The organism is Parabacteroides sp. ASF519, from assembly GCF_000364265.2.
In the GTDB taxonomy this organism is placed as follows: Bacteria; Bacteroidota; Bacteroidia; order Bacteroidales; family Tannerellaceae; genus Parabacteroides; species Parabacteroides goldsteinii.
Window position 1 is genome coordinate 6,244,751 of record NZ_AQFV02000006.1, and the last position, 15,788, is coordinate 6,260,538.

The following is a 15,788-nucleotide window of genomic DNA, read 5'->3' on the forward strand; positions in this document are numbered from 1 at the left end:
AAGCAGTTAACACTGATTTTTTTATTTATAGCAACGGGGAATTGGCACATAGGCACATTTTCCCCATTGGCATATTATTTTAAGTCCGTAATTTTAGAGAAATCCTGATCGCCATAGTCCAGATTTTCGCCACCCATACCCCAGATAAAGGTATAGTTGTGCGTAGCTGCTGCACTGTGGATAGACCATTCGGGAGACAAAACAGCCTGGTCGCCCTTCATCCAGATATGGCGGGTTTCATCCACCTCACCCATAAAATGACAGATGGCCTGGTCTTCCGGAATATCGAAATAGAAATAGGCTTCCATACGACGGCTGTGAACATGCGCCGGCATTGTATTCCATACGCTACCCGGTTTCAATTCGGTCATACCCATCTGCAACTGACAGGTAGGCAATACCTGATTCACGATCATCTTATTGATGTTACGGTCGTTCGACATTTCCAGCGAACCCATAGCTGCAACAACGGCATCCGCTTTCGTCACTTTCTTATCCGGATAATTACGATGAGCCGTAGTCGAGTTGAAATAGAACTTAGCCGGGTTCTTTGCATCCTTGCTTTCAAAAGTCACTTCACGATCTCCTGAACCCAGGTAAAGAGCTTCCTTAAAATCGAGCTCGAAAGTGGCATCGCCGGCTTTTACAATACCGGGACCACCCACATTGAAAATACCCATTTCACGGCGTGTCAGGAAATAGGGAGCTTTCAACGGATCAATCGCTTCCAGTTGCAACACTTCGCCGGCAGGCATGGCGCCGCCAACAATCATACGGTCGTACATGGAATAAACCATGTTCACTTCATTCGGCGCGAAAACTGTTTCGATCAGGAAATCCCGACGAATACGTTTCGTATCATATTGCTTGGCATCTTCCGGATGCGCAGCATAGCGCAATTCATAATTTGTTTTCATATTCTTATCTGTATTTAATTCTCAATTTTCAATTCTTCATTTTCAATTACTTAAGCGCATGATCTGCCTTTACATCGCTTTCACCCTTCCAGGCACGCAAATTCGTCCATTCGGTGTAAGGGGCCGACCAATATTCGTCGGTAGCCGGCAATCCTAAAGACAGCAAACCTACGGCACACAAATAAACACTCCCTGTGTTAATATAAGACTCTGACATATCGATTTGTTCACCGGTGAAACCAACACGCAACCAACCGTTTGCATCAAAGTTCTTCGGCGATTTCATCTGGTTACGGATAACAGCCGTCATAGCACAGCGTACCTGGGCCGGTTTCACTCTTTCCGGAAGCACGTGCATCAAACTGGCTTGTGCCAATGCATGAAACGCGCCAAAACGATACACGATAGAACGGCCTACTACAGGGAAGGTTCCTTCCGGCGAGATAAAACGTTCCAACTGTTCGGCATAACGGGTTAAACGCGGCAACTGCACATCGAGAAAGTCCGCCCCTTCCAGGTTATGCTTTTTCATCGTCAGCAAAACATCTGTCAGCATCGGATGGATAACAAAACTGTTATAATAATCCATGTGGAAAGCAGGACCGTCACCATACAGCGCATCTCCTTTATACCACTCGTCACGGAACTTTTTGACACCATACGTCAGGCGGTCCATATCGCATTCGCCGGTAAATTCCAGCAAAGCCGCCTCGACCATAGAAGCAAACAACAGCCAGTTGTTTTCCCAAGGCTTGATGGCACGGCTACGTTTAAATTCCGTAATCATCCATTCCTTAGCCTGCGGGTCCAGGTTATCCCACAGCTGGGTTCTGGCACGCAACAATCCCTGAGCCAGGAAAGCGGCATCCACCAACGGCTGATACGGTTTTCCAAAGACCAGATAATCGGGAGAATCCGGGTTTACGGCATTCTTCAGGCCTTTCACTGTCAGTTTGATATATTTATCACGCAGTTGTCCTTCGGGCGTATTGTCCGGACCCAGTTCCAGCCAAGGGGCAATACCGCATACCAGACGACCTACCGCTTCCAGATGCGAGAAGTCACTTCTGTCTTTCGATAAAGACTCGTAAGGCATATTCTTTTTCAACGTATTGTTGCTCAGGTTTGTCAATACCGGGTCAGCGATACGGGTCAATGTTTCTACCCAGAAAGCACGGTCCTGGGTACCGTTTTGCTGCGCTTTTCCTGCGAAAGAAATGCAGAGGCAGCAAACCAAAATAGCGGTTGTTTTCAGAAGATTTGTCATAATAGCATTATTTTTCAGTCAGTTTCTTTAAACGCATCAATGCTTCCACATAATAATAGTCAGCATAACTCAACGGAACATCCACTTCGCTGTTTCCGGGGAAATGGCCGGTGGAATGCATCAAAGCAAAATTACAGTTCGTTCCTTTCGCTGCCAGATATTCGGGAGTTGTCAGAGAACGAACCTGCTGTTCTGCAAAATCGAGGTAGCTTTTTGCTTCTTCGCTCTTATCCAGTTGGCTCAGTTCAATCAGTGCAGAAGCCATAATAGCCGCGGCAGAAGCATCTCTCGGCACATTCGGGATACCCGGAGCATCAAAATCCCAATACGGCACCTTATCAGCCGGCATATTCGGATTGTTCATGATAAATGCCGCAATATGTTTAGCCTGATTCAGATATTCAGGTTTGCCGGTTTCGCGATACATCATGGTGAAACCATACAACGCCCAGGCCTGTCCACGTGCCCATGCTGATTCGTCGGCAGCTCCCTGGTGAGTTTGTTTCTTATGAGGAACACCGGTTATCGTATCGTACGAAACCACATGATAACAGCTATAATCGTCACGGAAATGATTATTCATTGTCTTGTCGGCATGAGAAACAGCCATTTTATAAAAACGGTCGTCACCGGATGCTTTGGAAGTCCAACTGAAAAACTCCAGATTCATCATATTATCAATAATAACCGGGAACTGCCAGATTTTTTTATTGAAGTCCCAGGAACGGATAGCTCCCACCCGCTCGTCAAAACGAGTCGCCAGCGAATTGGCACCGGTCAGCATCACCTCTTTATATTCCGGTTTGCCGGTCAGGCGATAACCGTTTCCATAACTGCAATATAGCATGAAACCGACATCGTGGCTGTAAGTGATATTCTTCACTTCTTCCACACGGTCCGTAAACATTTCGGCATATTTCTTTAATTCCGGAGTCGGATTGTTTTCGTACAGATACCATAATTCGCCGGGGAAGAAACCGCTGCACCACCAACTATAGTCGCTTGTTTCCAGTTTTCCGTCCTTTCCGATTGCTTTGGGAAGACGGCCTTCCTGGCTTTCCAGGTCTTTAGCCATCAAAAGGGCCTGTTCGGTCGATGCTTTCAAACCACGGTCAATCACATCAGCAAGGGGTTCTTGTTTGGGTTGCGAATCACACGAAGACAACAACACTGTGAACGCAAACACACCATACGAAAGAAATTTGTTCATGATAAAAATAGGTTATTAAGTTATTAAGTTTTTAAGTTTGTGGCAAATATACATGTTTATATTCTAAAAAACGACAACATCCATCGAAAAAGCATCTACTTACCGAACTGTTCCCTCTCTACTTACCAACCGGATGCCTTCTTTACTTACTAAGTAAGCCTTCGTCTACTCGATAAGTAGAGTACCCCACTGCTTAATAAGTAGCCGAATGTCTACTTATTAAGCAGGTTTTGTAATACTTTCGAAACATCAATGTAATATTTACTTCAAAGCGTCTTAACCCGTTCTTAACACATGTTACCTTACTTTGCACTCAGAACAAAGAGGTTAATGACGTGAGAAAGTTTTTTGAAAAAATTGTAGAAGGAGGATTATTAATCAGCGGAGGTGTAACCAGTTTCACGATTCTGCTGATTGTCTTTTTTCTTTTTAAAGAAGCATCCGGCCTTTTCAACAGTCCGGTAGTCGAAGAGGGATACGTGCTTGCCGTGAATAAGAGCAACGATGTGAGTCATCTGTCACCGGAAACAATCATGGATATTTTCGATGCCAAAATAACCAACTGGAAAGAGGTTAACGGCAAGGATGAAGAAATCCTGGTCTTTCGTTTTTCCGACCTGACGCAATATTACAGTGAAGAAGAATTGGGAGATGAGTTTCAGTACGTTCCCGACAAAATCAGCGAACTCGTCAGCAAAGAGCCGGGAATCATCGCATTCTTTCCTCAGCAATATCTGGCGAAAAACTTCAGGGGAACCGTCCTTCCCGAAGAGAAAATATCGCTTTCCGACTTCTTCGCCGGCACCAAATGGTACCCGACCTCTGCGCCTGCCCCTATCTTCGGATTGATCCCCCTGTTGCTCGGAACATTACTGGTCAGTATCGGCGCCATTGTTCTTTCGCTCCCTTTCGGTATTGCCGTTGCCATCTACCTGGCAGAAATCGCAAATAAACGGACCCGGGAGATACTGAAGCCGGTTATTGAATTGCTGGCAGGGATTCCTTCGGTCGTATACGGTTTCTTCGGATTGGTTGTAATCGTTCCGCTCATACAGAAAGGGCTGAACCTTCCGGTTGGAGAAACAGCCTTTGCCGGCAGTGTCGTTCTGGCCATCATGGCGTTGCCGACCATTATCACGGTTGCCGAAGATGCCATGCGCACCACGCCGCGTGCCATGAAAGAAGCGAGTCTGGCCCTGGGAGCAACCCAATGGCAAACAATCTATAAGGTAATCATCCCCTATTCCATATCCGGTATCACATCGGCAATTGTCCTGGGTATCGGGCGGGCAATCGGAGAAACAATGGCCGTCCTGATGGTAACAGGAAATGCGGCCGTTATCCCGACCTCCTTCTTTGAACCCGTACGGACCATTCCGGCAACCATCGCGGCAGAACTGGGAGAAGCACCCGCCGGAGGAGCTCATTACCAGGCATTGTTCCTGTTAGGGGCAGTATTATTTATCATTACACTACTGTTAAGCATTACGGTAGAATACATTTCATCCAAAAGAAAAATGTGATTAAGCTATGGCACCTGTTCAAAAGTTAGGCAATGTTGACACAAAGAAACGGACTTCACAGAAAGTTGCGTTCGGTATATTCACACTTCTCAGTTATCTGGTTGTTGTCATTCTTTTCCTTATTCTCGGTTTTATCATTATCCAGGGAGGAAAAGTAATCAGCTGGGATTTCCTGACGGAAGCGCCGGCCGACGGGATGACTGCCGGAGGTATTTTCCCGGCGATTGTCGGAACACTTTATCTGGTATTGGGCAGCAGCCTGATTAGTTTCCCAATCGGAATCATGAGCGGTATCTATATGAACGAATATGCGACAAACGGAAAAATAATCCGTTTCATCCGGATTATGACCAATAACCTGAGCGGTGTACCGTCGGTTGTATTCGGACTATTCGGAATGTCCCTGTTCGTCGTCACCCTGGGTTGGGGAGACTCCATCATCGCCGGTTCGTTTACCCTGGCACTGATGTCTTTACCACTGATTATCCGTACAACGGAAGAAGCCCTCAAAAGCATCGACGATTCTTTCCGCCACGGCAGTCTGGCACTGGGAGCTACCAAGTTACAGACCATTCGCAGGGTTGTATTACCGATGGCTTTTCCGAATATCATTACCGGATTAATCCTGTCTATCGGACGTGTATCCGGCGAGACGGCTCCTATCCTGTTTACCGTTGCCGCTTACTTCCTGCCCCAGCTGCCGGGAAGCATCTTCGACCAGTGTATGGCCCTGCCCTATCATCTGTATGTTATTTCCACCAGCGGAACAGACATCGAAGCCTCGCGTGGAATGGCCTACGGAACGGCTCTGGTACTGATTGCAATCGTATTAATCGTAAACTTACTGGCCAATGCGCTGAGAGGCTATTTCGCCAGAAAAGTAAAAATGAACTAATCGCATACACCCAATACAAAGAATAAAACAACAATATTATGATAAAGATTGATGCTCAGAATGTAGATTTCTATTATGGCGATTTTCATGCCTTAAAGAATATATCTATGCAAATTGAAGCAAACACGTCGGTCGCCTTTATCGGACCGTCCGGTTGTGGTAAATCCACCTTCCTGCGCTTATTCAACCGGATGAACGACCTGATACCCGACACGCACATGGACGGAAAAATCGGGATCGACGGAAGAGATATTTACGGTAAAGGAGAAAAGGTCGACCTGCTCCGGAAAAATGTAGGCATGGTATTCCAGAAACCGAATCCTTTCCCGAAAACAATCTTTGAAAACGTTGCCTACGGGCTCCGGGTAAACGGGATAAAGGACAATGCTTATATCGAAGAAACTGTTGTCAAAACCCTCAAACAGGTTGTTCTTTGGGATGAAGTAAAGGATAAACTGAAAGAATCGGCTTTCGCCCTGTCCGGCGGCCAGCAACAACGTCTGTGTATCGCCCGTGCATTAGCCATATCTCCTTCCATTCTTTTAATGGACGAACCGACTTCAGCACTGGACCCTATATCGACCGGTAAGATAGAAGACCTGATACATGAACTAAAAAGCGAATATACTATCGTAATCGTTACCCATAATATGCAACAGGCTGCCCGTGTCAGCGACAAGACCGGGTACTTTTATCTGGGGGAACTGATAGAGTTCGATAATACACGTAAGATATTTACCAATCCGGAAAAGGAATCGACTCAGAATTATATTACGGGACGGTTCGGGTGATTGAAAATTAAGAATTAAAAATTGAACGATTATATATGAAAGTCATAGATCAGGAGATTGCCTCCTTAAAAAACAGCATCAGCGAGATGTGGGCATTGGTCCACCAACAGTTATATAATGCCGGCGAAGCCATGCTAACCGGAGACAAGGAACTGGCCTACAAAGTAATCAGCCGCGAACGCCGGGTAAATGCGTTCGAACTGAAGATAGACAGCGACTGCGAAGATATCATCGCTTTATATGCTCCCGTTGCCGTCGACCTGCGCTTCGTTCTTGCCATGTACAAAATCAACACGAATCTGGAACGCTTGGGAGACTTTGCCGAAAGCATCGCCCGCTTTGCCGGAAACCTGCCGGAAGGTGTTCCCGTCGACCCACAACTGATAAAGGATACCCGGGTGGAAGAAATGTTGCAGGAATTGCTGAGTATGCTTACACTCAGCCAGGAAGCATTCGAAAAAGAAAGTTCTGAAATTGCATCACGCATCTTCCTGAAAGACAACCTGATCGACGAGATCAACCATAACTCGACCAGGATCATTGCCGATTACATAGAAAAGCATCCGGGAAGTGCCCTGGTCGGCCTTTACATGGCCGGAGTCATCCGCAAAATGGAACGCTTCGGCGACCACTGTACCAACATCGCCGAAGAACTGATATTCTATCTGGATGCCAAGGTAATGAAGCATATCGGAAAGACAGAAAATTAAAATAGGCATAAATAAGATTTGTGTTTTACGTTTCTATCTTGTAATATTGTATCCGTTAAAGGGAGCAATATCTACAATACTATCGTGGAGATTCATGAAACAGAATTAATAGCCGGTTTGAAAAGTGGGGAAAGCAGAGCCTACCGCACTTTATTTGACAACTATTATCATCTTCTATTCCGTATTGCCTGTCAATATGTAAGGGATGATACAGTAGCCGATACCATCGTCGGTGATGTATTATCCCATATATGGGAAACACGCGAATCACTCCATATCACCTCTTCACTGCAAGCCTATCTGGTCTGTTGCATACGTAATTATGCAATCAATTATCAAAAGAAATTATTTGCAGACCGGGAAATCAGTATCGACGATTACGAAGAATACCCGGAAGCAATTCTTCAGGGACTGTTCCTCTCCGATGAATATCCGTTGGGACAATTGCTAGAAAAAGAACTCAACGAGCAAATACTCCTCGAAATCAATAAACTTCCCCGCGAAACCCGGCAAGTTTTCATCTTTAGCCGGATCGAAGAGTTGGCTTACGACGAGATCGCAGATAAAGTCGGCATCTCGGTTAACACAGTCAAATACCATATTAAACAGGCCCTGTCTACCCTCCGTACCCGTATGAAAGGCTATTTATCTTCCATTTTGTTCTGATACATTTCAATCCAAAATCATTTTTTTGAAAAATATTTCATTTTTCACTACCCTCGCTCTACCCGTATGTTGTCTTTAGGGTAAGAAGCATAAAAATGGATCAAAATAAACAACAAGAATACTACGACGAGCTGATCACCGGTTATCTGAACCGGTCACTTATTCCTGAGCAGGAGAAAGAACTCAGCCGTTGGGTCGCAGCAAACGAGTCTCATAAAAAACATTATTATGAAATGACCGAGCTGTGGCTATCTTCGTATGACAAGCAACATAAAAACGGAAGAAAGAACGAAGCCGTATACCGACGTTTTGCCGAACAGGCCGGATTCAGAAAACAAAAATATCTGTTCCTACGGGAATATACCCGGATCGCAGCGGCTCTGCTGGTCGGAGTTTTCCTGGGTACTACCGGATTATATCTGTTCAACCAGTCTAACAAGCAGGACGAGCAGGCAATGATACGAACCATTGAAGTGCCGCTCGGTTCACGAAGCCGCCTCCAACTGGAAGACGGAACCATAGTATGGCTGAATGCCGGTAGTAAATTCAGCTGTCAACCCGGATTCTCACAGAAGAACCGACAGGTCACACTGGAAGGAGAAGGTTATTTTGAAGTGGCCCGTAATGAAAAGCTGCCGTTCATCGTCAATGCAAAAGAAATCGATGTGAAGGTACTGGGTACAAAATTCAATGTCAAAGCCTATTCCGACGATCAGGAAATAGCCGTTACCCTGGCTGAAGGTTCTGTGAACATGGTAGACAAAGCAGCCCCAGCCAATTCTGTTATTATGGTACCTCAACAGCAAGCCGTTTATAACAAACTGACCGGAAAGACAGAAGTCAGAAAAGTTTCGACGGACGCAATCTGCCAATGGACAACAGGGGCCCACTTCTTTAATGAAGTCAGTTTTGAAGAAATCGCCGGACAGTTGGAAAAAGCCTTCGACGTAACCTTCATTTTCCGGAATCCGGAACGTCGGAAACTTCGTTTCTACGGAGAGTTCCGCAGCACGGATACGCTTAACGACATTCTGACGATTATGTCTTCCAGTGAGAAATTTACTTACAGACGAAATAACAATATCATTGAGATATATTAAAATAGTTGATAATTAAAAAAGAAAGGAGAATCACGAAAAGAAAAAAAGAAAGCACAAAAAAGAGCCGGAAAATGTTCGCACCATTTCCCGACTCACGAGTTCATTAAAACTTAATAATTAAATTCTAATCACATTACAAAAGTATGGAAAACATTCTTTATAAAGAAAGAAAAATCACGCTAATTGTTCGCAACCGGTTCTATGTATCCTGGTTATGTATGATACTTTTCGCAACAAGTATGCAACAGGCGTTCGCAGCATTACCACAAAATCAAAAGATCACACTGGATCTTCAAAATGCCACGATAAAAGAGGCTTTTGAAACAATCAGAAAACAGAGCGATTACATTTTCTTCTTTGAAACCGGCGACGTGGATACCCGGCAGAAAATCAGTCTGCAAATAAGCAGCGAATCCATTAACGATATTCTGAATCAGGTACTGAAAGGAAAAGGCCTGAAATATGAAATCAAAAACAAACACATTATCATCAAACCGGACAAGACACCGCAACCGGCTCAATCCTCCCGACAGTCGGGAACGATCAACGGCGTTGTTACCGACGAAAAAGGGGAACCGATCATCGGAGCCAACATCATGGTCAAAGGGACTACGAACGGTACAGTCACAGACCTAGACGGTAAGTTTGTCATTCAGGCTTCTCCCGGCGATATCCTGGAGATCAGCTATATAGGCTACAACCCTTTGCAGATAAAAGCCGGCACACAAACTTCCCTCTCCATCAAAATGACGGAAGACACACAGAACCTGGAGGAAATAGTTGTCGTTGGGTATGGTACACAAAAGAAGTCAGACCTGATCAGTGCAATCACTTCAGTACGCGGAAAAGAGCTGGCCGAACAACCGGTTCCCCGCGTCGACCAGCTATTGCGCGGACGTGTAGCCGGGATGCAGGTCGTTCAGTCAAACGGAACACCGGGAGCCTCATCGAGTATCCGTATCCGTGGCGGCAACTCACTTTCCGCTAGCAACGAACCGCTTTATGTAATCGACGGTTTTATCGATGCCGGAGACCTGAATTCCCTGAATCCGAATGATATCGAATCCATCGAAGTACTGAAAGATGCTACATCCACTGCCATTTACGGAGCCCGCGGTTCAAATGGTGTTATCCTGATTACGACCAAAAGAGGAAAAGAAGGTAAAGCACAGTTTGACGTGGAAGCATCCTACGGCTGGCAAAAGTTACCTAAAAAGATAGACTTGCTCTCTACCGGAGAATATGCTTCTTATCTCAATAAAATTGCCCGAATGAACGGGACCACGGTTCCTTATGACGACCCGTCCAAAGTTACAGGCGTAGACTGGCAGGACGAACTATTCCGCACAGCTCCTGTATATAATGTAAACCTGTCAAGCAGCGGTGGTACGGAAAAGATCAAATACCTGATCTCGCTGAACCATTTCGATCAGGATGGCATCATGGTCGGTTCCGGTTTTAACCGTACGACTTTACGTACGAATGTAGATGCGGAAGTCAATCCCTGGTTCAGTCTTGGCACAACAGTCAGCCTGTCACGCGAATTCAGCGATATATCCACACTCCCGAGCGATTATTCACTAGCCGTTTACGGAATAGGCATGTCACCTATCGGAACAGCATTCAATCCGGACGGTTCGTATAATTATACCGAACCCAGCCGCCCGCTCGGCCGTAATCCCCTCGCAGAAGCCTTGCTGCCTACGGATGAAAAGAATACCTATTACGTACTGAACAACTCTTACCTGCAATTCAAGATAGGAGAACATTTCACCTGGCGTTCTACATTAGGTATCAAATGGAACTACTGGCGTGAAGATTATTTCTCTCCGCGTAAAGGCTCTTATCAGGAAAAAACCAACAGTGCCAAGGCCACTACCTTGCAAACACAGGACTTGCTGACAGAGCATACATTGACCTACACACTGAAAAAAGAAGTACACTCATTTTCTGCCCTGGGAGGTTTCACCGCGCAAAAAGGCTACGATAAAGGGTTATCTACCGAAGTCTCGAACTTTGCCAATGATATCACCGGATTCTATGACCTGAACTCCGCCCAACTGAAAAACTCGGTCAAATCAGGTTACCACAACTGGGGATATATGTCCTGGCTTGGACGTATCAACTATTCTTATGACAATCGTTATCTGCTGACAGCCGTAGCCCGTTACGACGGATCATCCCGTTTTTCTCCGGGAAACAAATGGGCATTTTTCCCTTCCGTTTCCGTCGGCTGGAGAATTACGGAAGAAGATTTCATGAAAAGCCAACAGGTTGTGAACGATCTGAAACTCCGCCTCAGCTATGGCCGTGTCGGAAACCAAGCTATCGATATCTATTCAACCCAGTCGCTCTTCTCATCCGGCAGCACGATCCTCGGAGGCCAGGAAGTCGTAACTTACACTCCGAGCAAAGTCCCCAGCAAAGATCTTACCTGGGAAAAAACAGACCAGTTCGATGCCGGAATCGATTTTTCTTTTTTCAACTCCGTCCTGACCGGTTCGCTCGACTATTATCATAAAAAGACCAGCGACCTGTTATGGGAGATATCCGTTCCTTCCTACATCGGACAATCCACCCAGTTGCAGAATCTGGGATCGCTCTCCAACCAGGGAGTTGAATTATCATTGAATGCTTCCCTTATAAACAAGAAGGATTTTCAGTGGGATATGAACTTCAATATCTCGACCAACCGCAGCAAGGTACTGAGCCTTGGCCCGGACCAGGAAAAACCGGTAGGAGAACATTGGGGCGGTTATTACAGCAGTATCCTGAAAGTAGGATCACCCGTCGGACTGTTTTACGGTCAGGTATACGAAGGTGTACTGACCCAGCAGGATATCGACGCTGGAAATCTATCCGCCCGTCCGGGAGATCCGAAATTTAAAAATATTCCCGATGATCCGAACAACTCTACCGTTATCGGTAATGCCAATCCGGATTTCTTCGGAGGATTAGGCACAACAGTAGCCTATAAAGGAATATCCCTGAACGCCTTCTTCCAGTATTCGGTAGGCAACGATGTGATGAACCTGAACAGTGCCTATTTCCTGCCGGGTAATGCCAACGTAAACTGCTATCGCGAACTGGCAGAGAAGATGTGGACTCCTGAAAATCCGGATACAGACGTTGCACGTCCTGGAAACAGTTACATCTACTCCGTCGATTCACGTTTCGTAGAGAACGGTAGTTTCCTTCGTCTCTCTTCGCTGACCCTGGCGTATGATTTACCCCGCAACCTGCTGCAATATATCGGCCTAGCCTCAGCCAGAGTATATGCAACCGGCAACAACCTGTTCAATATCTGCAACTACCGCGGATACGACCCGGAAGTCAGCCTCTACTCCACCAGCCCGATCCTGAAAGGATACGACTGGGGACAATATCCGATGAACCGTTCATTCTCCATCGGACTTAAATTCACTTTGTAAACCTATAAAATGATTGAAAGATGAAAAAGTATAATATCCTTCTGATTTTATTTATCCTGTTCACTACAGCCTCCTGCTCCGGATTACTGGATGAAGATCCGAGAGGAGACGTTGCTGGTAGCAACTTCTTTACAGATGAAGAGAATGCTTTATCAAACATAAATGATCTCTACAATGCCTTCGGGGATGCGAACGTATATAGTCGCCAGGCAATGATGGTCATGGAATTCGGGACAGACCTGGGAACACGTTCCCCTAGCGATAACTGGCCGACACTCGACCCGATAGCGACCTATACACACGATGCTTCCGCCCAACGTATCTGGTGGGTATGGCGGGATAGCTACAAGTATATCCGGAATGCCAACCTCTCGATCGCCAGTATAGAAAACATGGATGCTTCCCTGTTCAAACATGCCGGAAAAGAACGGCTGCTGGCTGAAGCACGTTTCATCAGGGGATTCCTTTATTTCCACCTGACAAACTTTTTCGGCGATCTGCCGGTCATCACCGAACCTGCCGAGGATTTGAATTCACTGTTGCATCTTTCACGCACACCCGCCAGCCAGATCAGAAAAGAGATCGTACTGGCAGATATGCAATATGCCGCCGACCATTTACCTGAATTCGACGAGTACAGCAGCAATGATGCCGGACGTATCAGCCGCAGTACAGCAATCGGTATGATGGCAAAGGTCTACCTGTTTGAAAAAGATTACGCCAAATGCGCCGAACTCTGTAAAACTCTTTATTCGGAAGGTAAGCGGGGTTTACTGAACCAGTATGCCGATGTTTTCGATTCAAAATACAACAACAGTAAAGAAAGCCTTTTGGCTATCCAGTCACTGATAGAGAAAAAAGAATCGCCGGCACAGACCACTTGTTACGGTGATTTCACAGAAGATGACGACAGTCCGTATAACAATGGCAGTGCCATTGCCCCGTTACTGCCTTTTGCCTCCTACTACGTACCGAAAGAAGACCAATGGTATGATACGGAGAATGACAACCGGTGGGGTTTCAATTTCCGCCTGGCTTCCGAATCCAAATATAAGGAGTTGATAGACGGTACAGGCACATCAGCCAAACATCTCGGTGCCGGTATCAAATACAAGGGAGAGATTGTCCGTATGCCATATATCGTCAAATTCTGCGATGTAAACAACCGCCGTCCAGACCGTTCGGGTACATCGCTAAACTTCCCGATCCTGCGCTGGTCGGATGTACTGCTGATGTATGCCGAAGCGCTGAATGAACAGGGAAATACAGGCGAAGCATTCACTTACATCAATGAAGTCAGAAAACGCGCCTATACAAACAAAGACAATACCCTCAATCCGGGCTGGGAGCTCAAAGGACTTTCACAAAGCGAACTGAGAACGGCAATCCTGAAAGAACGTGCATTAGAGCTTTGCTTTGAGGGACACCGTAAATTCGATCTTTCCCGTACCGGAACACTTGAGGCGGCAATCAAGGGTGTCACCCATCTGGATGATATCGAATTTCTATTCTCCGAGGCGTATTATCCCAAAGAAGCAGCCCGCAACGTGCATAGCTGGCATCGCCTGTTCGGAGTACCGACAAGTGAGATAACATTAAACAGTAACCTTCTTCCCCAGAATGAAGGTTATTAAACACCATTCTTATTTATGCTTAACAAACTAATTTCGGGTATATCTCTGATAACCCTCTGTTCTAACATAGTAGCGCAAAGCCCCGGACAGGGGCTGGCCTACTATCAGTCATTCGATGACCCGCAACCGGAAGCGATCCGGATGGCAGAAATTGCGACGCGGGATTCATCTTCCCTTTTTCTGGTACATACATCGTCTTACAGTGAAGGACTGAAAGGGAAAGCCCTCGACCTGACAGATGAAGTCGCTTACCGTATTCCCCTTTCCCTGACGGCAAAAGATTGTCCGTCTTTCGACGACGGCCGTTCTTTTTCCTTGCAGGTCTGGGTTAAAACCAAGCCGGACGCTCCTTTAGGTACACCGATCATGACAAATGCCACCACCAAGGAACCTACCGGCTGGTGTATCGGCACACAGGAAAACGGAGCCTGGTACCTGAGCCTGAATGACGGAAAAAACAGTTACACCTACCAACCGACAGCACAGCGCCAGGCGATCAATGACGGAAAGTGGCACCAACTGACAGTCTCTGTAGACAAGACAAAGGGAGAAGTATGGATGTATCTGGACGGACGCAATGTCGCCATTTATCAGATCGAAGGATTGAAATCACTTGAAAGTAAATTCCGGACGATTATAGGAGGAAGCGACGAAGAGCAAGACTGGGAATGCCGGGGCGAATGGATGGCTTTCAACGGAAAAATCGATGAAGTGAAAATGTGGGATCGCCCGGTCAGCAGCGCGGAAGTACGAGAGAGTTACAAGCAGTTCTTTCCTTTATCCCCTCTTTATCCGTCATACAAACCCGACCGGTTAAAAGTACAGGTCTGGAATATATGGCACGGAGGACGCCGCTTTGGTAAACAGGTCGGTGTAAACCGCGTCATCGAAGTATTAAAAAAGGAAAATGCAGATGTGATCGGTCTGATCGAGACATACGGTTCCGGAGCAATCATTGCTGATTCCCTGGGGTATTATTTCTATCTGATCAGTTCCAATCTCAGCATCATGAGCCGTTATCCGATAGATGAAACGATCCAACTGTTCCGCTCATTCAATTCAGGAGGGGCACTCATCCGCATAAGTGAAGAACAACAGATTGCTTTCTACGATATCTGGCTCCATTATCTGCCCGATGTTTCGGACCTGAACAAAGGAGAAGCAGCCGTAAAGAAATATGAAGAAGATGAAGCACAAACCCGCATCCCGGAGATCAGGGAGATTCTGAAACAAATGACTCCCCACACTGCCCAATCGGCAGAAACCCCGGTCATATTGGTCGGTGACTTCAACTGCGATTCGCATCTGGACTGGAACGAACAGGCACGTCCCGCCCACCTGGGCGCTTTTGCCAAACTGGAAGTATCCAGGCAAGTCCTCAACGAAGGTTTTACGGATAGTTTCCGCCACCTCTATCCGGACGTTCTGCTGAATCAAGGGGCGACCTGGTCTCCCCTCATCAACCTGGGATCCAAAAAACTAAGCTGTCTGCCCCAACGTATCGACTATATCTATTATAAAGGAGACAAACTTATCCCGTATCGTTCGGAAGCCCTCTCCCATCATCCCGTAGGCTGGCCGTCAGACCATGGAAGTGTAGTGACATCATTCTACTTAAAATAAAAGGCAAACTGCAAGTATTGC

At 46.3% G+C, this 15,788-nt stretch carries 12 protein-coding genes; 9 read left to right on the forward strand and 3 right to left on the reverse strand.

Translation table 11 applies throughout. The features are described 5' to 3' along the window. Positions 1-74: 74 nt before the first annotated feature. Genes kduI through C825_RS25235 form a run of 3 tightly spaced genes read right to left on the reverse strand, consistent with a single transcriptional unit; the run spans position 75 to position 3,394 of the window. Entirely contained in the window at positions 75-917 is an 843-nt protein-coding gene (gene kduI / locus C825_RS25225; RefSeq protein ID WP_009859645.1) for a 5-dehydro-4-deoxy-D-glucuronate isomerase, read from the reverse strand. A 46-nt stretch (positions 918-963) separates the two neighbouring features. Continuing rightward, entirely contained in the window at positions 964-2,184 is a 1,221-nt protein-coding gene (locus C825_RS25230; RefSeq protein ID WP_010800597.1) for a DUF2264 domain-containing protein, read from the reverse strand. Between the two features lie 7 nt (positions 2,185-2,191). Beyond that, the gene (locus C825_RS25235; RefSeq protein WP_010800598.1) at positions 2,192-3,394 is read right to left on the reverse strand and encodes a glycoside hydrolase family 88 protein; all 1,203 of its coding nucleotides are present in this window, start codon (positions 3,392-3,394) and stop codon (positions 2,192-2,194) included. Between the two features lie 335 nt (positions 3,395-3,729). On the opposite strand from C825_RS25235, the gene pstC reads away from it, so the two are divergent. The 9 genes from pstC (at position 3,730) to C825_RS25280 (ending at position 15,767) form a co-directional block, all read left to right on the forward strand. Next, on the forward strand, positions 3,730-4,917 hold the full coding sequence (gene pstC, locus C825_RS25240) for a phosphate ABC transporter permease subunit PstC (RefSeq protein ID WP_010800599.1): 1,188 nt from the start codon (positions 3,730-3,732) through the stop codon (positions 4,915-4,917). 7 nt (positions 4,918-4,924) lie between these two features. After that, a complete protein-coding gene (gene pstA, locus C825_RS25245; RefSeq protein WP_009859649.1) occupies positions 4,925-5,812 on the forward strand; it encodes a phosphate ABC transporter permease PstA in 888 nt (295 codons plus the stop codon). Between the two features lie 38 nt (positions 5,813-5,850). After that, on the forward strand, positions 5,851-6,603 hold the full coding sequence (pstB, locus tag C825_RS25250; RefSeq protein ID WP_010800600.1) for a phosphate ABC transporter ATP-binding protein PstB: 753 nt from the start codon (positions 5,851-5,853) through the stop codon (positions 6,601-6,603). Between the two features lie 35 nt (positions 6,604-6,638). Further along, the gene (gene phoU, locus C825_RS25255; protein ID WP_010800601.1) at positions 6,639-7,313 is read left to right on the forward strand and encodes a phosphate signaling complex protein PhoU; all 675 of its coding nucleotides are present in this window, start codon (positions 6,639-6,641) and stop codon (positions 7,311-7,313) included. 84 nt (positions 7,314-7,397) lie between these two features. Next, entirely contained in the window at positions 7,398-7,979 is a 582-nt protein-coding gene (locus tag C825_RS25260; RefSeq protein WP_044215285.1) for an RNA polymerase sigma-70 factor, read from the forward strand. A gap of 95 nt (positions 7,980-8,074) precedes the next feature. After that, the gene (locus tag C825_RS25265; protein ID WP_010800603.1) at positions 8,075-9,079 is read left to right on the forward strand and encodes a FecR family protein; all 1,005 of its coding nucleotides are present in this window, start codon (positions 8,075-8,077) and stop codon (positions 9,077-9,079) included. 143 nt (positions 9,080-9,222) lie between these two features. Further along, positions 9,223-12,510, forward strand: a complete 3,288-nt coding sequence (locus C825_RS25270) for a TonB-dependent receptor (protein WP_010800604.1) — start codon at positions 9,223-9,225, stop codon at positions 12,508-12,510. 20 nt (positions 12,511-12,530) lie between these two features. Further along, positions 12,531-14,144 (forward strand): RagB/SusD family nutrient uptake outer membrane protein, encoded by a 1,614-nt coding sequence (locus C825_RS25275; protein ID WP_010800605.1) that lies wholly within the window; start codon positions 12,531-12,533, stop codon positions 14,142-14,144. A gap of 15 nt (positions 14,145-14,159) precedes the next feature. Continuing rightward, a complete protein-coding gene (locus C825_RS25280) occupies positions 14,160-15,767 on the forward strand; it encodes a LamG-like jellyroll fold domain-containing protein (RefSeq protein WP_010800606.1) in 1,608 nt (535 codons plus the stop codon). The last annotated feature ends 21 nt before the right edge of the window (positions 15,768-15,788 follow it).